We start from the raw sequence: 18,374 nt of genomic DNA on the forward strand, positions 1-18,374 counted from the left end.
GTCTGCTCCTTCTCGCTCGGTGGTGCTTCTGTGGTTTCGGGGTGTGGGAGTCAGCGGCGCCGGCGGGCGAGGGCGGCCGCCAGTCCGACGGCGACCAGCAGCGCGGTGCCGTTGAACGTCGGCTGCACCCAGGTGTCCACGCCGATCAGGCTCAGCCCGCTGACCGCGACGGCGACGAAGAAGACGCCCACGAGGGTGCCGAAGACGTTGAAGCGCCCCGGTCGGATGCAGGTCGCGCCGAGAAAGACGGCGGCCAGCGCCGCGAAGAGCATGTCGGGGCCGGTGCTGGGGTTGCCGGCTCCGAGGTTGGCGGTGGCGATCACCCCGCCGATGCCGGCGGTGATCCCGCTGCCGAGGAAGCTGACGAAGCTCGTCCGGCGCACCTCGATGCCGACGAGGTGGGCGGCCCGTCGGTTGGCGCCGACGGCGTGCAGGTGGCGTCCGTAGGGGGTGTGGTCCAGGACGTGCCAGACCGCGAGCGTCACGACCGCCAGCACGACGCCGGTCAGCGGCACGCCGGCCAGGCCTGCGCTGGCGAACCCGGTGAACGCCGGGTCGACGCCGGCGATCGAGCGTCCGCCGGTGTACCACTGCACGAGGCCGGAGATGACCGTCGCGGTCGCCAGCGTGACGATGATCGAGTCGAGCTCCAGGATCGCCACGGCGACGGCGTTGACCAGGCCGACCGCGGCCCCGACGGCGACACCGACCATGACGGCCGCGGCGGGCGGGAGGCCGTGGCGGGCGCTCGCGGCGGCCGTCCCGATGGCCGAGAGCCCCAGGCTCGCGCCCACGCTGAGGTCGAACTGCCCGCCGACCAGCGGGATCAGCGCCGCGAGCGCGAGCAGCGAGACCACGACCTGGCCGCCGATGATGGTGCGGATGTTGGCCTCGGAGGCGAACGCCACCCGCGACTCACCGTAACTGGCGAAGAAGATCACCAGCGCGGCCAGGAGCAGGATCAGACCGCCGCGCTCGACACCGGCTGTGAGCGTCCGTGCCCGGCCGGTGCCGCCGCTGGACCGCTGCGTCGTGCTCATCGGCCGGCCGCCTTCGCGGTCACCAGGTTGGTGATCTCGCCGCGCGCCACCGGGCCGTGCAGCTCGTCCACCAGCCGTCCGTGCGCCATGATGAGGATCCGGTCGCACAGGCCGGCGAGCTCGTCGACGTCCGAGGACGCGAGCAGCACGCTCGTCCCGCCGCCGTGCGCCGCGTGGCGGATGAACCGTTCGATCTCGCGCCGGGCGCCGACGTCCACGCCCTGGGTGGGCTCGTCCAGGAGCAGCAGCGTGGGCTCGCGCCGCAGCCAGCGCGCGAAGACGACCTTCTGTTGGTTGCCCCCGGACAGCGTGTTCAGCGGCGCGTCGATCGACGCCGCGTTGACCAGGAACCGGGCGCACAGCGCGGCGGCGTCCCGGCGTTCCGCCCGGGAGTCGATGCGCCATCGCCGCCAGTACCGACCGTGCACGGCGGCGGAGATGTTGGCGGCAACGTCCATGCCGGTCAGTGCGGCGTCCCGGGCGCGGTCCGAGGGCACGTAGGCGATGCCCGCCTTCATCGCCCGGCCAGGGCTGCCCAGCCGGAGCTCCGCGCCGGCGACCCGGACGGTTCCCCGGGTCATCGGCGTCACCCCGAACAGCCCCCGCAGCAGCTCGCTGTGGCCCGCTCCGCGCAGGCCGGTCAGCCCGACGATCTCCCCTCGACGGACCGACAGGGACACCTCGCGCACCCCCGGGCCGGTCAACGCCTCCACCGTCACGCCGGCGGTGGAGCCCGGCGGGGGCCCCGAGCGGGACGCCGCCACCGGCCGCGCGGCGCCCCCGGCCACGAGGTCGGCGAGCGAGTCCTCGGACAGGCCCGAGGCGGCCCGGCAGGCGACGCGGCGGCCGTCCCGCAGAACCGTCACCCGGTCGGCGACGGCCAGGACCTCCCGCAGCCGGTGGTCGATCAGCAGGATCGTCTGCCCGCGCGAGGCGAACCTGCGCAGCGCGTCCAGCAGGTCCTCGACGTCGCGGTCCGGCAGCGCGGCGGTGGGCTCGTCGAGGACGAGCACCGAGGTGGCCCGCTCCCGCTGGTCCCGCTGGTCCTGCAGCACCCGGGCGATGGCGACCATGGTCTGGTCGGCCATCGACAGGCTGGACATCGACGCCCTCGGCGCGACCGGGATCTCGAACCGTTCGAGGATCTCGCTCGACCGGCGGTACAGCCGCCTCCAGGCGATCCGGGTGGACCGGGACAGCGGATAGCCCGATCCGAGGGCGAGGTTCTCGGCCACCGACAGGTCGTCGAAGGTGCACGGGTCCTGATGAACCAGGCGAACGCGGGCCGGCGAGGCGGCGGCGAGCTCGTCGACCGTCAGCCGGCGCCCGTCGAACATCAGCGTTTCGGCGGCATCGGCTCGCACCAACCCGGCCAGGATCTGCACGAACGTGGTCTTGCCCGAGCCGTTCGCGCCGACCAGGCCGTGGATCTCGCCCCGGTGGACGTCGATCGAGAGCCCGTCCAGCGCCTGGGTGGCGCCGAAGCGCTTGCGCAGGCCGGTGGCGGCGAACATGGCGTCGTGGCGGGCCGGGTCACCCATTGCGCCGCCAGGTGGCGGTGTACCGCGCCACGAAGTCGACCGGCGGGGTGTATCCGGCCCCGGGCCTCGGCAGGTTGTGTGTCGCGTCGACCAGCTGCAACCCGACACCGGCGGGCTCGGGCGGCGCACCGTGGAAGGCCCGGTTGAGCGAGTCGATCGCGGCGTACATGAACCACTCGTTGGAGAAGCACAGCTCGCCCACGACCTCCCCGGAGCGGACGTAGCCGATGCCGGTCGCGGTGCCTTCGCCGCCTTCGACCGTGAGCCGGCGTCCGGACTGCCTGGCCGCCGCCAGCGCGCCCTGGTCGAACAGGGCGTCGGCCGGGACGTTGAGCACCGTCGCCCTCGGGTCGCGCACGAGCGCGGAGGCGATCCTGTTCTGGATCTTGGTGCTGTCGATGAAGTCGGCCTGGCTGATCTCGACCCGCGACGAGACCGCGCACCCCGGGCACACCGCGCGCAGCTCGGCGGAGAAGGCGGCCTCCTCGATCTTCCAGGCCGGGACGTCCTCGCTGAAGACGTTGAGCACCTGGCCGGTCCCGTTGCTCACGTTCGCCACGTAGTGCGCGCGCCGCCGGCCGAGCTCGGCGAGGAACTCGGTCATGCTCCGGGCGTCCCCGCTCGGCACCACCTGCGTGCTCACCAGGCGAGGTCCGGTCTCGCCCGGCTCGACGCCGCAGTGGAAGCCGGCGTAGTTGACGACCTGCAGGCCTGCGGCCAGGGCCTCGCGCAGCGCGGAGGTGACGGTCGCGCAGTCGACGGAGACCAGGACGAGGCCGTCGGCGCGCGCGGCGACCGCCTGCCTGATGCCGCGCGCGATCGTCTCCGGGCTGAACGCGCCGTCGAACACGGTCGGGGCCCAGCCGATCCGGACCGCCGCGTTCTCCGCGCCCCGGGTGGACTCCGCGCACCCGGACGCGTTCTGGCCGCACGAGACGATCCAGACCTTCTTGCCCGGGGCGGGAGCGGGCCCCGTCGTCGGCGCGGTGTGGTTGGTCCCGGCGTAGAGCCGTTCGAGCGGGACGGCGGAGTGCTGGGCGGCGGCCGCGCCGGTGGCGGCGACCGGCGTGGTCGATCCGCATCCGGCGAGCAGGACCACGCCCGTGAGCAAAGTGAGCAGGGAGAGCAGGCGACGCATCGTTGTGCCTCCTGGTGAGCGGACTTGCGCGGACTCGGACGGCGGGCGCGCCCTACCGGCCGGCGAACCGGCCCGGGCGGCCCTCCCGGTGGGCGGTGATCACTTCGCGCATGTCGGCCGACGTCGCGGCCAGGCCCTCGTAGGCGAGGCCGAGCTCGAGCACCTCGCCCGCGCGCGCCAGCAGCCCTCGGTTCACCGCCCGCTTGGTGCCCTGCACGGCGAGCGGGGGAAGGGCCGCGATCCGCGCCGCGAGGGCACGCCCGGCCGACAGCGCCTCGGCCGGCTGGTCGACCAGGTCGGTGACCAGGCCCATCCGAAAGGCGTCCTCGGCCGGGATCGGGTCGCCGGTGAGCAGGTAGCGCTTCGCCCGCAACACGCCGACCGAGTGCGGCCACACCACCGGCCCGCCGTCACCGGCAACCAGCCCCATGGTCACGTGCGGCTCGGCGAGCGACGCCGACCGCGCGGCCACCACCGCGTCACACGCGAGCGCGACCGTGGCGCCGAAGCCCCGGGCCGGGCCGTTCAGCGCGGCCACGACCGGCATCCTCAGGTCGAGGATGTCGAGGAACAGGCGCCGGGCGGCATCCCCGATCTCCAGCCAGAGCCCCAGGTCCCGGTTCACGTGCTGGAAGAACTCCAGGTTGCCGCCGCTGCCGGAGAACATCTCTCCGGTCGCCCCGATGACCGCCGCGCGGATGTCGCGCCGGGACCGGAGCCGGCCGATCGCGTCCTGGAACTCGGGATGCAGCGTGCCGTCGAACGGGTTGCCCTCCTCCGGTCGCGTCAGCACCAACTCCGCCACGCCGCCCCGCACGCTCAGCCGCAACGCGGCGAACTCCCCGAGCGACTCGTCGGCCATCTCGTCAGTGGGGCTCGTCATCGCATCTCCTTATCGGACCGGACTCGTCCGGTCCGTTCTATCAGCAAGCCGGTCCCCGTGTAAAGGTCGCGCCTCCGTGCCGAGCCGGGAAGCGCGGACCGGACCGGTCCGATCGCTACCCTGGGGCGGTGACGCAATCAACCCGCCCCGGAGGCCGCCAGCGGGAGGCGCGCCGCAACGACGACCGCGTCATCGCCGCGGCGCGCGAGGTGTTCACCCGGGACCCGGCCGCCAAGATGGCCGCGGTCGCCGACGCGGCAGGCGTTGGCAAGGGCTCGCTGTACCGGCGTTACCGGAGCAAGGAAGAGCTGCTCTACCGGGTCTGCGCGGACGGAATGGAGCAGCTCGTGCAGGCCGCCACCGCCGCGCTCGAGCGACCCGACGTCGGGCTCGCGTTCGAGGAGTTCCTCGGGTTCTACCTGCGCTCGGGGGCCGGGCCGCAGCTGACCCTCGCCGGCAGCTTCCCGGCCGACCGGCCGCTTTTCGAGCTCGCCGGCCGCACGCACCGCGTGATCCAGGAGCTCCTGGATCACGCCGCCGAGGCCGGCGCCGTGCGCACCGACGTCAACGCGATCGACCTCTCCCTGCTGATCGTGCAGATCAGCTCGCTGCGTATCGGCGACGCGGGCCGCACGTCCGAGCTGCGGGAGCGCTATCTCGGCCTGGTGCTTCAGGCCCTGCGGCCGGCGGCCGCGCTTCCGTTGGCCGGTCCGGCGCCGACACAGGCCGAGATCGAGCGGGCGTGGGCCTCGGACGCGGCGGCCGACTGATCTGGCAAGGTTCGTTGCTGAGCTGGCAAAGTGGTGGCATGGACATCGACCGGGCGCTGGACGCGGTCGGGCCTCGGCTGCGCGAGCTGCGCCGGCGCCGGGAGAGCACGCTGGGCGAGCTGTCCTCGGCGACCGGCATCTCGGTGAGCACCCTGTCCCGGCTGGAGTCCGGCGCCCGCCGCCCCACCCTGGAGCAGCTGCTGCCGCTGGCCAGGGCGCACGGCGTCACGCTCGACGAGCTGGTCGACGCGCCACCCACCGGCGACCCGCGCGTCCACCTGCGCCCGGTCGACCGCCACGGCATGACCATGCTGCCGCTGACCCGCCGCGCCGGCGGCATCCAGGCCTACAAGCTGATACTGCGGCCCGGTGGCCGGGGCGAGGAGCCCGAGCCGAGGACGCACGAGGGCTACGAGTGGCTGTACGTGCTGAACGGGCGGCTGCGGCTGGTGCTCGGTGAGCACGACCTGGTGCTCACCCCCGGCGAGGCCGCCGAGTTCGACACCCACGTCCCGCACTGGTTCGGCGCGCAGGGCGGTCAGCCGGTGGAGTTCCTGAGTTTGTTCGGCAAGCAGGGCGAGCGCGCCCACCTGCGGGCTCGACCCAGATCGCCTAGGCCCCGTTGAGGCACAGCTCGACGAGGGTGGCGGTGAGCGCGGAGTCCGGGTCGGTCAGCTCCAGGACGACGTCGAAGTGGTTCTTGCCCGGCGCCACGATCAGCTCGGACGTGCCGGGGAACCGCGCCTCCCAGTCGCGGGCGAACTCGCGGCTCTGGTGGTGGAAGCCCTCGGGGTCCTTCTCGGCGACCACGATGCGGGTGGGCATGCCCCGGCCCGGTGGGTGGCGCAGCGGGCTGAGCGCCCTCGCCCGAGGCACGTCCAGCGTCATCCAGTCGTTGACGTAGGACGCCAGCAGCGGCTCGATGTCGAACAACCCGCTGAACGGCATGGCGGCCGCCACCGTGTCCTCGGGGACGCCCAGCTCGCGCTGCCACCCGTCCAGCATGGTCATGCCGGTGAGGTGGCCGCCGGCCGAGCTGCCGCCGACCACTATGCGCCGGCGGTCCAGCCCGTGCTCGGGAGCGTGCCGGTAGATCCAGGCCACCGCCGCGCGCACCTGGCGGACGATCTCCTCCAGGGTGGCCGCCGGCGCCAGGTCGTACTCCACCACGGCGGTGGCGATGCCGTGCGCGGCCAGCGTCCGCGCCATGAACGCCGAGTCCGCGCGGGAGAGCATCCGCCAGTAGCCGCCGTGCAGGAACACGAACACCGGCCGTGGCGCCTCCGTGTCCGGTTCGCCCGGCGCCCACAGGTCCAGCACCTGGCGGCTGGCCTCGTCGTAGACCAGGTCCCGCGCGCCCGGCAGGCCGGCCACCGCCGCCTCGGACTCGGCGCGGTAGCGGCGCATCAGCTCGTCGAAGGCCTCCCCGCCGACGGTGGCGCGGGCGCTGTAGAGCCGGTCGGCCTCTGGGTCGGACACCAGCGATCTCCTTTCGGCGTGCTGACCAGGCATTTGTACACCGCGTCCGGACGGAACGGATACCGCTGTTCGATCTCGGGGGTCAGCCGGACGCCCAGCCCGGGCGCGGTCGGCGCGGCGAGCGTGCCGTCGGTGATCCGGAACGGCTCGACCAGCGGCTCGGTCCGCAGCGGATACCGGGGCAGCGGCCATTCCGCGAGCCGGCCGCCGCCGGCGAACGCGGCATGGTAGTTCGCGGCCATGCCGACGGCGCTGCCCCAGCAGTGCACCACCGTCCTGATGCCAGCGCCGGCGCCCGCGCGGAAGACGTCCAGCACCGGACCCAGGCCGCCGATCACGGTGGCGTCCGGTTGGACGATGTCGTAGTAGCCGTCCCGGACCCGCCCGGCCAGCTCCTCGGGGGTGGTGACGATCTCGCCGCCCGCGATCGGCACCTCGCTGGACGCGCGCAACAGCGGATACTCCTCAGTCCTGCCCAGGCCGAGGGGCTCCTCCAGGAAGGCGAGCGGGCGGTTCAGCCGCGACAGGAAGGAGAGCGCATCGTCGGCGGTGCCGCCGGGGACGGTGAGGTTCTGGCACATGTCCACCGCCACCGCGATGCCCAGCTCGCGAGCCCTGTCGACGGTCCACACCGCCTTGTCGACCTCGCCGTGGCGGGCGCGGATCTTCACGGTGGCCAGGCCTGCGGCGGCCGCGGTGGCCAGCTCGTCCGCCATGCCGTCCGGGGTCGCGCTGTCGCCGCCGCTGCCGTACAGCGGGATCGACGGCACGCGGCACCCGCCGAGCAGCTCGTGCACGGGCATCCCGAGATGGTGGCCGTTCGCGTCCCAGAGGGCCGTCTCGATGGCGCCGACCACGTGCCGGGCGGCCCCGGACAGGCTCCAGTAGCCGGTGGCCTCGCAGGCGTCCCGGTAGCGGGCGGCGACGTCGAGCGACTCGGTGCCGACCAGGTACGGCGCGAGCAGCTTCACCGTCTCGACGAACACCCCCGGGGCGAACACCGCGAGGTAGGCCTCGCCGAGCCCGACCGATCCGTCCTCCAGGGTGATCTCGACCAGGCCGGTGGTGCGCCATCCGGTGGGCAGGTGCCGCTGGACCTCGACGTTGTCCGGCCCGGCGTACGGGGCGCTGAGCAGCACCGGCCGGACCCCTGTGACGGCGGGCATCTACGAGGCCAGCCGGTGCAGCGGCGGCTCGCCCCGGCTGACCCGCTGCACGTTCGCCAGCGCCGCGCGGAACACCCGGCGGACGGTGTCGCGGGTCTGGGCGGCGCTGTGCGGGGTGGCCACCACGTTCGGCAGGCGCAGCAGCGGGTGGTCGGGCGGCACCGGCTCGGTCTCCCAGACGTCCAGCCCCGCGCCGCCGAGGTGCCCGGAGCGCAGCGCGCCGGCCAGCGCGGACTCGTCGACCACGCCGCCGCGCGCGACGTTGACCAGCACCGCGCCCGGCCTCATGGCGGCCAGCTCGGCCGGGCCGATGAGGTGGCGGGTCGCGGAGGTGAGCGGCACGTGCACGGTGACGACGTCGCAGGTCGCTAGCAGCTCGGCGAGCGGCAGGTACTCGATGCCCAGCTCGCGCTCGACCCCCGGATCCGCCCGCACGGCGTCGAAGTAGCGCAGCGTGACGCCGAACGCGCGGGCCCGCGCGGCCACCTCCCGCCCGACGTGGCCGAGCCCGACGATGCCGAAGGCCTTGCCGCCCAGTTCGGCGGACGCCCGCAGCGCCCGGTTGGGCTCCCACTCACCGCGCCTGGTGTCGCCGTCCAGGACACACAGCCGGCGCAGCACCGCCAGCACCAGCAGCAGCGTGTGCTCGGCGACCCCGGCGGCGTTCACCCCGGGCAGGTTCGCGACCGGCACGCCCCGCCGCCCCGCCTCGGCGAGATCGAGGCCGTCGACGCCCGCGCCGACGCGCTGGATGAGCCTGACCCGACCGGCCTCGGCGATCATCGCGGCCGGCACCGGCGAGGCGCCGTTCAGGATGTAGTCGGCGTCCGGGAGGGCGTCCCGGGACGTGACCAGCGAGAACCCCGCCGGCACCTCCTCGGCCAGCAGTTCGAGCACCGCCGGGTCGTCCTCGCCGATCCACACGATCCGTTCGACCATCACGCTCCCTGAGCAGTTGGTTGCCGGGACGACTCCCTGACGAGCAGCACCAGGACCGCGGCGAGCGCGGCCGCGCCGGCGAGCACCCACAGCGCGGCCACCGTGGACCCGGTGCCCTGCCGCAGCCAGCCGACCAGGAACGGCCCGGCGAACCCGCCGAGGTTGGCCACCGAGTTGATGAACGCCAGCCCCACCGCGCCGGCCGAGGTGGTGTTCAGGAACGACGACGCCAGCGCCCAGAACACCGACAGCAGCCCGTAGCCGAAGAACACCAGGCACAGCGCGGCCAGCCCGGCCACCGGACCCACCACCGCGCTCACCCCCAGCCCGACCGTCATGCACACGCAGCCGAAGAACACGTGCACCCGCCGCCGGCCGTGCCGGTCCGACGAACGCCCGAGCAGGAACAACCCGATGACCTGGAACGCGTACGGCACCACCGCCAGCGAGGTGAGCCCGACGGTGGACAGCCCGCCGATCCGGTCCACGATCGCCGGCAGCCAGAACACCAGGCCCGCGTTCACCACCTGCAACAGCCCGTACACCGCGCACAGCAACAGCACCCGAGGCTGGACGGCCACCCGCGCGATGCTCACGTGCGCGACGAACCGGTCGTCGCGCTCGGCCTCGATCCGGGTGGTCAGCCAGGTCCGCTCGTGCTCCGACAGCCACCGCGCCCGCGAAGGGCCCTCGGTGAGCAGGAACCAGGCGGCCACCCCGACCACCACGGTGACCACGCCCTCCACCAGGAACAGCCACTGCCAGCCCCGCAGCCCGGCCAGGCCGTCCATGCTCAGCAGCCCGCCGGACAGCGGCCCGGCCAGCAGGTACGCCACCGGCCCCGCGCTCACCAGCACGGCGGTGACCTGACCGCGCCGCGCGCTGGGCAGCCACCGGGTCAGGTAGAAGACCGCGCCGGGGAAGAAGCCGGCCTCCGCCGCGCCGAGCAGGAACCGCGCCACGTAGAAGCCGACCTCGTCGCGGACCAGCAGCATCCCGATGACGACCAGCCCCCAGCTGACCATGATCCGGGCCAGCCAGACGCGAGCGCCGACCCGGCGCAGGATCATGTTGCTCGGCACCTCGAACAGGAAGTAGCCGATGAAGAAGATGCCCGCCCCGAACCCGTAGACGGCGTCGCTCATCCCCAGGTCGGACGAGATCTGCTTCTGCGCGAACGCGATGTTGCCCCGGTCGAACTGCGCGAGCAGGTACATCAGGGTGAGGAACAGCACCACCCGGACGACGACCTTGCGGGTGACCGCCCGCTCGGTCGCGCCCTCGTCGAGCGCGTCCGTCATCGAGGGATCGGGCCGAGGCCGACCTCGTCGAGGATCGCCGCGACGGACTTCACCTCGGTGTCGTCCAGCGGCAGCAGCGGCCGGTTGGTGGCCGGGTCGGCGATGATCCCGCGCAGCGCCATGGCCGCCTTGAACGCCCCGAGCGCGCCGGCGGTGAACCCGATGCGGCCCCGGTCGGCGACCGAGACGATGGTGAACAGCCGCGCCAGCCGGTCCTGCTCGACGGCCGCCCCCGCAAAGTCGCCGGCGCGCGCCGCCTCGAACAACCGCAGGTAGCCGTGCGGGTCGACGTTGCCCAGCCCGGGCACCAGGCCGACCGCGCCCAGCCGCACGGACACGTCGGCCAGCAGCTCCGACCCGGTCAGCACCGGGAACCCCGGCAGCCGGCGGACGATCTCGCGGAACGTGGTGAGGTCCCCGCTGGAGTCCTTCAGCCCGACCGCGGCGCCCGACTCGGCCAGCGCGCTGACCACGTCCGGGGTCAACCGGAAGCCGACGGCCGACGGGATGTCGTAGGCCACCACCGGGATGTCGACGGCCTCGCGCACCGCCCGGAAGTGCGCGACGATCTCGTCCGGATGCGGCTGGACGTAGAACGGCGCCGTGACCACCGCCGCGTCCGCCCCCATCGCGGACGCGGCCCTGGCCTGCTCGATCACCCGGTTCGTGCCGGTGTCGATCGCCCCGACCAGCACCGGCACCACCCCGGCGACCTCGTCGACCGCCGTTTCCACCAGCGCGCGCCGCTGGCCGGAGTCCAACAGCGCGACCTCCCCGGTGGAGCCGCCGAGGAACACCCCGTGCACGCCGGCGTCCACCTGGAACCGGACCAGCCGGCGCAGCGAGCCGAGGTCCACCGCTCCGGACGGGTCCAGCGGCGTGGCCAGCGGCGGGATCACGCCGCGCAGGCGGGAGGCGAGGTCAGTCATGCGTTCTCCGTTGACGTAGAGGGTGCGTCCATCTCCTGGTCGACGCCGAGCGCCCTTCCGATCCGGGCCGGCACGTCGAAGCCGATGATCAGCGCCACGACCACCGTGAGGCTGCCGGCCAGCAGCGCCAGCGCGCTGCCCAGGCTGCCCATGCCGGCGGCGATCGAGGCGCCCGCGAGCGGGGCGACGGCGCCGCCGAGCGCGCCGACGTTGTAGCTGAAGCCGAGCCCGGCCGCGCGCAGCCGGGTGGGGAAGTGCCCGCCGATGTACTTCGGCAGCAGGCCCGAGATGCCCTGGCTGGTGGCCTGCATGGCGAACAGCAGCACCCACAGCAGCACGATGTTGCCGCCCGGCAGCGCGAACACCGGGAACACGAACGCCAGCGAGACGAACAGCCCGAGCACGTAGGTGCGCCGGGTGCCCAGCTTGTCGCCGACGATCCCGGCCAGGATGGAGCCGGCGGCGTAGCCCAGCCCCGCCCAGGTCAGCGCGTTGGTGACCTGGGAGTCGTGGTAGCCCAGCTCGGTCTTGAGGTAGGTCGGCAGCAGCGACTGGATCGGCCACGAGTACAGGAACGCGCAGAAGACCGTGACCATGATCGCGATCATCACCGGCCACAGCCGCCCGGCCAGCTGCGCGGCGAACACGATGAACCCGACGACCACCACCGCGACCAGCGGGATGGTGAGCGAGCCCGAGGTCTTGCTGAAGATGAGCACCAGCGCTGCGGAGAGCACCAGCGCCAGCGCCGCGTTCACCAGCCGCCGGCCCGGCCCGAACAACACCGACGACGTCCGCACGTCGGTGCGGTCGCCGACCTCGGCCTGCCACTGGGCCGCCTCGGGCAGCGAGCGGCGCAGGTAGAGGGTGAGCGCGATCGGGATGATCCCGGCGTAGAACAGCCACCGCCAGCCGCCCGCCGGCACGATCGCCAGGTAGGCCAGCGCGGCCAGCACGGTGCCGATCGGGTAGGCGGACAGCAGGAAGCCGCTGGCCCGGTTGCGCATCGAGCGCGGCCAGTCCTCCATCACGTAGGTGGCGCTCGCGCCGTACTCGCCGGCCATGCCGATCCCGACCACCGCCCGGAACGCGAACAGCGACCAGTAGTCCCAGGCGAACCCGCACAGCGCGCTGCCGATCGCGAACGCGGCGATGGCCAGGATCATCGCCGGCTTGCGGCCGAACCTGTCGCCGATGGCGCCGAGCGCGAGCCCACCCAGCCAGCGGGACACGAACGCGGCCGACACCAGGGTGGCCGCCTTCGGCAGGGTGAGCTGGAACTCGCCCGCGATCTCGGTGAGCACCAGGGTGATGAGGATGAAGTCGAACCCGTCCAGCAGGTAGCCCAGCCAGGCGGCGAAGAACGACTTGCGCTGCCGGGCGCTGAGCTGGCGGAACGAGCTAGGGACCTCGGACGGCGCCGCTGCCATGGCCTGGACCTCCGAAACGATCCGAAACGAGCCGGACATAGGATGTCCTATGTCTAGACGCGACGATAGGGAACGGGGAGCGCCGATGCAACCACTCACCCCGCGCGGCTTGCGGGGAGTCTGGGCGAGCGTGCTGCTGCCGGTGCGGGCGGACGAGGGCATCGACATGGACCGGCTGGCGGTCGCGGTGGATCGCCTGGTCGCGGCCGGGGTGCACGGCGTCTACACCAACGGCACGGCGGGGGAGTTCCATACGCTCTCCGACGCCGAGTACGACGCGGTGCACGAGCTGGTGGCGGCGGCGTGCACGGCGGCCGGCGTGCCGTTCCAACTGGGCGCGAGCCACCCGAGCGGGCAGCTTTCGCTGGAGCGGATCGCCCGGGCGGTGCGTTTGGGGCCGGCCGCGGTGCAGGTGATCCTGCCGGACTGGCTGCCGCTCGGCGAGGACGAGGTGCTGGCGGCGGTGGCGCGGATGGCCGAGGTGACGGACGGGACGCCGCTGGTGCTCTACAACCCGCCGTACGCGAAGACGCAGGTCGGTCCGGAGCTGTTCGGGCGGCTGGCGGACGAGGTGCCGGCGCTGGTCGGGATCAAGGTGCCGGGCGGGGACGCGGGCTGGTACGGGCGGATGGTCGAGGCGGTCGGTGACCGGCTCGCGGTGTTCGTGGCCGGGCACACGCTGGCCTCGGGTCGGCGGCTGGGGGCGTCCGGCGCGTACTCCAACGTCGCCGCGCTGAGCCCGGCCGGCGCGGCGCGCTGGTACCGGCAGATGGACGCCGACCCGGACGCGGCGCTGGACCTCGAACGCCGGCTGCGCGGTTTCCTGGACGCGCACATCGCGCCGCTGGCCAGGGCCGGCTACTGCGATCCGGCGCTGGACAAGACGCTGGCCGCGATCGGCGGCTGGGCACCGATCGGCACCAGGGTGCGCTGGCCGCACCGCTGGGTGGACCCGGACCTGGTGCCCGCGCTGCGCGCGCGGGCCCGCGAGGCCGTGCCGGAGCTGTTCACCGACGGGAGCGCGGCGCGCCGTTGAGACGCCGGGGGCCGGGCGCTGGTGTGCTGTGCCGGTGCGATGCGGGATCTTCCTGCTGGCCGGGCGGTTCCCCGGCCAGGACGACGCGACGGCGCTGCGGCGCGCGGTGGACGCGGTGGTGTGCGCGGAACGGTCGGGGTTCGACGACGCGTGGATCGCCGAGCACCACTTCATGCCGTACGGCACCTGCCCGTCGGCGGTGACCTTCGCCGCGCACGCGCTGGGTCGTACCACCGGGCTGGTGGTCGGTACCGCGGTGAGCGTGTTGTCCACCGCGCATCCGGTGGCGCTGGCCGAGCAGGCACTGCTGTTGGACCAGGTCTCCGACGGCCGGTTCCGCCTCGGCGTGGGTCGCGGCGGCCCGTGGGTCGACCTGGAGGTGTTCGGCACCGGCCTGGACCGCTACGACAACGGCTTCGGCGAGGGGCTCGACCTGGTGCTGGCGGCGATGGCCGGCGGGCGGGTCGACGCGCGAGGGGATCGTTTCCGGTTCCGCCCGGTGCCGATCGTGCCCGAACCGCTGACAAGGCCGCGTCCCCCGGTGGCGGTGGCGTGCACCTCCACGGCCACCGTCGAGATCGCCGCGCTGCGCGGCCTGCCGATGCTGCTGGGCATGCACATCGACGACGAGGACAAAGCCGCGATGGTGGCGCACCACTCGGAGGTCGCGCGGGCGGCCGGACACGACCCTTCGATGATCGAGCACGTGTCGGCGGTGGTGGCGCACGTCGCCGAGGACCGCGAGCGGGCGGTGCGGGAGCTGCGCGCCGCCATGCCGGGCTGGCTGGCCGCCGGCCTGGCCGCGCACGTCCCCGTCGACGGCCGGCCCGCCCCGTCCCGCGACCCGCACCGGTACACCGAGGAGCTGTGCGCGCGGCACCCGGTGGGCAGCCCAGAGGACTGCATCGCACGACTGCGCGCCGCCGCGGCCCACACCGGCATCCGGCACGTGATCATGATGGTCGAGGGCGCCGGAACCCGCGAGCACACCCTGACCACCATCGAACGCCTAGCCGCCGAAGTCCTCCCCCACCTCGCGCCCTAGCGGCCTCTGGCTCGCACATCCGCTCTTGACGCCGCACATCTGCTACAGCGCGTGTGCGAGGCCCAGAGGTGTTGTGCGAGCGGATCGTGTCGAGGTGACCGCCACGGCGGCGTAGCGCATGGTGAACGTGCCGCCTATGGCGTCGATGGCGGCGCCGATGCCGGTCAGCAGTTCGTTCAGGGTGGCCGGTGGGAGGTTGCTGTGGCCGCCGTGGGTGGGCACCTGGTCCAGCCACTCGTCGCGGGTGTAGTCGCGCTCCCAGTCGTGGCGCCACTGCTCGGGCTCACCGAACCCGCCCGCCGCCCGTACCCCGTCGGCCGCGTGGGTGAACATCACCGAGTACGCCTCCAGGCCCGGCATGACCCGCTGGTAGACGGGCGAGTCGGGCATCGCCCTGCGGTACACCGCGACGATCGCCTCGGTCAGCTCGGGCGGCGGCTGGAACGCGTTCCAGAACACCGCCAGCCGGCCGCCGGGGCGCAGCACGCTGGCCGCCTTGGCCGCGCCGGCCACCGGGTCCACCCAGTGCCAGGCCTGGCCGGCGACGACGGCGTCGAACGTGCGGCCGGCCGGGTCCCAGGACTCGAACGCGGCCACCTCGACGTCGAGCCCGCGCGCCCGCGCGTACCCGGCCATCCGCGCGTCGACCTCGACCCCGAGCACCCTGGCGCCGGCCGCTTGGAACTGTCGGCTGGAGATGCCGGTGCCGCAGCCGACGTCGAGCACGTCGGGCACGGGGCTGGCCGCCACGATCCGCTCGATCAGCGCGTCGGGGTAGCGGGGCCGGGTCCGGTCGTAGCGCCCGGGGTCCGCGCCGAACGACTCGGCGACCTGCCGGTGCCGGTGCGGCTCGTTCACCGGGGGAGGCTCGGGGTCCGACGGTAAAGTGGGCATGTGCCCACCATAGTGGGCGAGCGCCCACTATCGCCAGGTGTTGAGGACGGGAGGACGCGCGGTGCCGACCGGCGTGGCCATGCGCGACGCGCGCGAGCAACTGTTCGACGCCGCCGAACGCGTCCTGCTCCGTGACGGTCCGCACGCGCTGACCAGCCGCGCGGTCACCACCGAGGCGGGCTGCGCCAAGGGTGTGCTGCACCGGCACTTCGACGACTTCGACGCCTTCCTGGCCGAGCTGGTCCGCGACCGCGCCGCCCGGGTGGAGGCCCAGGCCGCCGCCCTGCTCGAGCGCGCCGGAGCCGGCACCGTCGCCGGCAACCTCACCGACGTGCTGATGGACCTGTTCGGGTCGGTGGCGGTGGCGATCGTCGCGCTCATCACCTTCCGCGACGACCTGCGTGCCCGGCTCCGCCGCGACCGCCCGACCGGCGTCCCGATCCTCACCGAGGCGACGGCCATGATCGTCTCGTACCTGGCGGCGGAGCGCGAACGAGGCCGTATCGCCTCCGACGCCGACCTCGACGCGCTGGCCCTGGCGCTGATCGGAAGCGGCCACCTGCTGTTCGCCGGCCGGGAAGACATCCCGCCGGGTGTCGAGGCTGTCCACCACATGGTGACCACCGTGATCGCCGGCGCCACGCCTCGCGCTCTTGACATCAAGTAATATTGAGGTTCTACGTTCTCGCTTATGAGAGCGATCATGGTTTCCCGGTTCGGCCCGCCCGAGGTCCTGCGGCTCGTCGATCTCCCCACCCCGTCGCCGGGCGATGGCCAGCTCCGGGTGACCGTCACGGCGGCCGGCGTGGGCTGGCTGGACGCCCGCATCCGCGCCGGTGGGGCGCCGCCGGAGTTCGCGCTGGCGCCGCCCTATGTGCCGGGCAGCGGCGTGGCGGGCGTGGTCACGGCGGTCGGGCCGACGGTGTCCGAGCAGTGGCTGGGCGCGCGGGTGGTGACGCATCCGGCGGGCGGGCTGTACGGCGGCGGGTACGCCGACACCGTGATCGCCGACCGTGAGGACGCGGTCGTCGTGCCGGACGGGCTCGAGCCTCGGCACGCGCTGGCGGTGCTCGACGACGGCGGCACCGCGCTCGCGCTGCTGGAGAGGACGCCGGTCCACGCGGGGGAGCACGTCGTGGTGGCGCCCGGCGTGGGCGGCCTGGGCAGCCTGCTCGTCCAACTCGCCAGGGCCGAAGGGGCGAACGTCGTCGCGGCGGTCCGCGGTGGGGACAAGATGGAGATCGCCCGGCGCCTCGGGGTCGATGCCGTCGACTACGGCGCGCCCGACTGGCCCGCCGACCTGCTCGCCCGCACCGGCGGGCGCGGCCCCGACGTCGCGTTCGACGGTCTCGGCGGTGCCGTCGGTGCCACGCTGCTGGGGCTGCTCGGCGATGGCGGCCGGTTCTCCGGCTACGGCATGAGCAGCGGCGCGCCCACCGTGATCGAGGACGCGGACCGGCGGCGGCTCACCGTGGCGGACATGACGCAGCTGCCCGAGTTCTGGCCGGACGCGCCGCGGCGGGTGCGGCGAGTGCTCGGCGAGGCCGCCGCCGGCCGGCTGACCCCGATCATCGGCCGGACCTACCCGCTGGCCGAGGCCGCGGCGGCGCACGTGGACATCGAGGCTCGACGCTTCGTCGGCAAGATCATGTTGCTGCCGTAGCGGTCCGGCTTCGCCAAGGCCGGAAATTGACACTGCCGGGCGGTTGTGATAACAGTCCGGAGGGGGTATGCCGGTGGATGAGCCCAACCTTCGGGGGTGGCCACATGACCGAGCTTGCCCCCCAGCCGATCACGGCGCGCCCGTACCCGGCGCGGCGGACGGCCAAGGGGACGTCCCTGGTGCGCTTCCTGCACACCACGGACCCGAAGGACATCGCGATCTTGTACCTGGTGACCTCGTTCGCGTTCTTCATGGCGGGCGGGGCGATGGCGCTGCTGATGCGGGTGGAGCTGGCCCGACCGGGCGCGCAGATGTTGTCGCCGGAGCAGTACAACCAGCTGTTCACCATGCACGGCACGATCATGCTGCTGCTGTACGCGACGCCGATCCTGTTCGGGTTCGCCAACTACATCCTGCCGCTGCAGATCGGCGCGCCGGACGTGGCGTTCCCCCGGCTCAACGCGTTCTCGTACTGGCTGTTCCTGTTCGGCGGGACGATCGTCCTGTCCGGGTTCATCACGCCGGGCGGGGCGGCTGACTTCGGCTGGACGGCCTACCACCCGCTCGCGTCCGACGTCCACTCGCCGGGCGTGGGCGGCGACCTGTGGGTGATGGGCCTGGTGATCGCCGGCCTGGGCACGATCCTGGGCGGTGTCAACTTCCTGACCACCGTGGTCTGCCTGCGGGCGCCCGGCATGACCATGTTCCGGATGCCGATCTTCACCTGGAACATCTTCATCACCACGATCCTGATCCTGCTGGCGTTCCCGGTGCTCACCGCAGGCCTGATGGGCATGGAGGTGGACAGGCACCTCGGCGGGCACGTGTTCGACCCGGCCAACGGCGGCGGGATCCTGTGGCAGCACCTGTTCTGGTTCTTCGGCCACCCCGAGGTCTACATCGTGGCGCTGCCGTTCTTCGGCATCGTGACCGAGGTCTTCCCGGTGTTCAGCCGCAAGCCGCTGTTCGGCTACAAGGCCCTGGTGTACGCCACGATCTCGATCGCGGCGCTGTCGATGGCGGTGTGGGCGCACCACATGTACGCCACCGGCGCGGTGCTGCTGGCGTTCTTCTCGTTCACCACGTTCCTGATCGCGATCCCGACCGGCATCAAGTTCTT

The 18,374-nt window shown here is 73.3% G+C and carries 18 protein-coding genes; 7 read left to right on the forward strand and 11 right to left on the reverse strand.

The features are described from left to right. Positions 1–50: 50 nt before the first annotated feature. The 4 genes from N912_RS51170 to N912_RS0111285 are packed head-to-tail and all read right to left on the reverse strand — an operon-like array spanning position 51 to position 4,602. Positions 51–1,040: an ABC transporter permease gene (locus tag N912_RS51170; protein WP_051580051.1), complete on the reverse strand. Its 990-nt coding sequence runs from the start codon at positions 1,038–1,040 to the stop codon at positions 51–53. Continuing rightward, positions 1,037–2,581: a sugar ABC transporter ATP-binding protein gene (locus N912_RS0111275; RefSeq protein WP_051580052.1), complete on the reverse strand. Its 1,545-nt coding sequence runs from the start codon at positions 2,579–2,581 to the stop codon at positions 1,037–1,039. The genes N912_RS51170 and N912_RS0111275 overlap by 4 nt, the downstream gene beginning before the upstream one ends. Continuing rightward, complete coding sequence (locus N912_RS0111280) at positions 2,574–3,719, reverse strand: sugar ABC transporter substrate-binding protein (protein ID WP_028922503.1); 1,146 nt, start codon at positions 3,717–3,719, stop codon at positions 2,574–2,576. Before N912_RS0111280 ends, N912_RS0111275 begins: the two co-directional genes overlap by 8 nt. A 52-nt stretch (positions 3,720–3,771) precedes the next feature. Beyond that, positions 3,772–4,602: an enoyl-CoA hydratase/isomerase family protein gene (locus tag N912_RS0111285; RefSeq protein ID WP_028922504.1), complete on the reverse strand. Its 831-nt coding sequence runs from the start codon at positions 4,600–4,602 to the stop codon at positions 3,772–3,774. A gap of 128 nt (positions 4,603–4,730) precedes the next feature. Between N912_RS0111285 and N912_RS51175 the strand changes: the two genes are divergently transcribed. Together N912_RS51175 and N912_RS0111295 are read left to right on the forward strand one after the other, a co-directional pair. Continuing rightward, positions 4,731–5,372, forward strand: a complete 642-nt coding sequence (locus N912_RS51175) for a TetR/AcrR family transcriptional regulator (protein WP_037064187.1) — start codon at positions 4,731–4,733, stop codon at positions 5,370–5,372. 38 nt (positions 5,373–5,410) lie between these two features. Continuing rightward, on the forward strand, positions 5,411–5,998 hold the full coding sequence (locus N912_RS0111295; RefSeq protein WP_037064190.1) for a helix-turn-helix domain-containing protein: 588 nt from the start codon (positions 5,411–5,413) through the stop codon (positions 5,996–5,998). Here N912_RS0111295 and N912_RS0111300 read toward each other — a convergent pair. Genes N912_RS0111300 through N912_RS0111325 form a run of 6 tightly spaced genes read right to left on the reverse strand, consistent with a single transcriptional unit; the run spans position 5,985 to position 12,616 of the window. Next, positions 5,985–6,851, reverse strand: coding sequence for an alpha/beta hydrolase (locus N912_RS0111300; RefSeq protein WP_028922506.1), 867 nt, complete (start codon positions 6,849–6,851; stop codon positions 5,985–5,987). The genes N912_RS0111295 and N912_RS0111300 overlap by 14 nt on opposite strands. Continuing rightward, on the reverse strand, positions 6,779–8,017 hold the full coding sequence (locus N912_RS0111305; protein ID WP_028922507.1) for a mandelate racemase/muconate lactonizing enzyme family protein: 1,239 nt from the start codon (positions 8,015–8,017) through the stop codon (positions 6,779–6,781). Before N912_RS0111305 ends, N912_RS0111300 begins: the two co-directional genes overlap by 73 nt. Continuing rightward, positions 8,018–8,956 (reverse strand): 2-hydroxyacid dehydrogenase, encoded by a 939-nt coding sequence (locus tag N912_RS51180; RefSeq protein WP_051580053.1) that lies wholly within the window; start codon positions 8,954–8,956, stop codon positions 8,018–8,020. After that, positions 8,956–10,257 (reverse strand): MFS transporter, encoded by a 1,302-nt coding sequence (locus N912_RS0111315; RefSeq protein ID WP_028922508.1) that lies wholly within the window; start codon positions 10,255–10,257, stop codon positions 8,956–8,958. Before N912_RS0111315 ends, N912_RS51180 begins: the two co-directional genes overlap by 1 nt. After that, positions 10,254–11,186, reverse strand: a complete 933-nt coding sequence (locus tag N912_RS0111320; protein WP_028922509.1) for a dihydrodipicolinate synthase family protein — start codon at positions 11,184–11,186, stop codon at positions 10,254–10,256. The genes N912_RS0111315 and N912_RS0111320 overlap by 4 nt, the downstream gene beginning before the upstream one ends. Further along, on the reverse strand, positions 11,183–12,616 hold the full coding sequence (locus N912_RS0111325; protein ID WP_028922510.1) for a sialate:H+ symport family MFS transporter: 1,434 nt from the start codon (positions 12,614–12,616) through the stop codon (positions 11,183–11,185). The genes N912_RS0111320 and N912_RS0111325 overlap by 4 nt, the downstream gene beginning before the upstream one ends. 85 nt (positions 12,617–12,701) lie before the next feature. Here N912_RS0111325 and N912_RS0111330 point away from each other — a divergent pair, with 85 nt between their 5' ends. Together N912_RS0111330 and N912_RS0111335 are read left to right on the forward strand one after the other, a co-directional pair. Then, the gene (locus N912_RS0111330; protein WP_028922511.1) at positions 12,702–13,652 is read left to right on the forward strand and encodes a dihydrodipicolinate synthase family protein; all 951 of its coding nucleotides are present in this window, start codon (positions 12,702–12,704) and stop codon (positions 13,650–13,652) included. A gap of 34 nt (positions 13,653–13,686) precedes the next feature. Beyond that, complete coding sequence (locus N912_RS0111335) at positions 13,687–14,697, forward strand: LLM class flavin-dependent oxidoreductase (RefSeq protein ID WP_028922512.1); 1,011 nt, start codon at positions 13,687–13,689, stop codon at positions 14,695–14,697. 42 nt (positions 14,698–14,739) lie between these two features. On the opposite strand, the gene N912_RS0111340 is transcribed toward N912_RS0111335, so the two are convergent. Beyond that, positions 14,740–15,591 (reverse strand): class I SAM-dependent methyltransferase, encoded by an 852-nt coding sequence (locus N912_RS0111340; RefSeq protein WP_028922513.1) that lies wholly within the window; start codon positions 15,589–15,591, stop codon positions 14,740–14,742. A gap of 61 nt (positions 15,592–15,652) precedes the next feature. Here N912_RS0111340 and N912_RS0111345 point away from each other — a divergent pair, with 61 nt between their 5' ends. From N912_RS0111345 to N912_RS66985, 3 genes are all read left to right on the forward strand, one after another. Further along, positions 15,653–16,258, forward strand: coding sequence for a TetR/AcrR family transcriptional regulator (locus tag N912_RS0111345; protein WP_037064195.1), 606 nt, complete (start codon positions 15,653–15,655; stop codon positions 16,256–16,258). Between the two features lie 36 nt (positions 16,259–16,294). Further along, entirely contained in the window at positions 16,295–17,254 is a 960-nt protein-coding gene (locus tag N912_RS0111350; RefSeq protein ID WP_245645254.1) for a zinc-binding dehydrogenase, read from the forward strand. Between the two features lie 104 nt (positions 17,255–17,358). Beyond that, a partial coding sequence (locus N912_RS66985; protein WP_425415288.1) for a cbb3-type cytochrome c oxidase subunit I occupies positions 17,359–18,374 on the forward strand: 1,016 nt, incomplete at its 3' end.

This window comes from Actinospineispora acaciae DSM 45401, assembly GCF_000620785.1.
Taxonomy (GTDB): domain Bacteria; phylum Actinomycetota; class Actinomycetes; order Mycobacteriales; family Pseudonocardiaceae; genus Pseudonocardia; species Pseudonocardia acaciae.

Coding starts and splice junctions, on each gene's coding strand:
- N912_RS0111315 (WP_028922508.1), bottom strand. CDS start 10,257: ATGACGGACGCGCTCGACGAGGGCGCGACCGAGCGGGCGGTCACCCGC.
- N912_RS0111350 (WP_245645254.1), top strand. CDS start 16,295: ATGGTTTCCCGGTTCGGCCCGCCCGAGGTCCTGCGGCTCGTCGATCTC.
- N912_RS0111285 (WP_028922504.1), bottom strand. CDS start 4,602: ATGACGAGCCCCACTGACGAGATGGCCGACGAGTCGCTCGGGGAGTTC.
- N912_RS0111280 (WP_028922503.1), bottom strand. CDS start 3,719: ATGCGTCGCCTGCTCTCCCTGCTCACTTTGCTCACGGGCGTGGTCCTG.
- N912_RS0111295 (WP_037064190.1), top strand. CDS start 5,411: ATGGACATCGACCGGGCGCTGGACGCGGTCGGGCCTCGGCTGCGCGAG.
- N912_RS51180 (WP_051580053.1), bottom strand. CDS start 8,956: ATGGTCGAACGGATCGTGTGGATCGGCGAGGACGACCCGGCGGTGCTC.
- N912_RS0111320 (WP_028922509.1), bottom strand. CDS start 11,186: ATGACTGACCTCGCCTCCCGCCTGCGCGGCGTGATCCCGCCGCTGGCC.
- N912_RS0111340 (WP_028922513.1), bottom strand. CDS start 15,591: ATGCCCACTTTACCGTCGGACCCCGAGCCTCCCCCGGTGAACGAGCCG.
- N912_RS0111325 (WP_028922510.1), bottom strand. CDS start 12,616: ATGGCAGCGGCGCCGTCCGAGGTCCCTAGCTCGTTCCGCCAGCTCAGC.
- N912_RS51170 (WP_051580051.1), bottom strand. CDS start 1,040: ATGAGCACGACGCAGCGGTCCAGCGGCGGCACCGGCCGGGCACGGACG.
- N912_RS0111275 (WP_051580052.1), bottom strand. CDS start 2,581: ATGGGTGACCCGGCCCGCCACGACGCCATGTTCGCCGCCACCGGCCTG.
- N912_RS0111330 (WP_028922511.1), top strand. CDS start 12,702: ATGCAACCACTCACCCCGCGCGGCTTGCGGGGAGTCTGGGCGAGCGTG.
- N912_RS0111305 (WP_028922507.1), bottom strand. CDS start 8,017: ATGCCCGCCGTCACAGGGGTCCGGCCGGTGCTGCTCAGCGCCCCGTAC.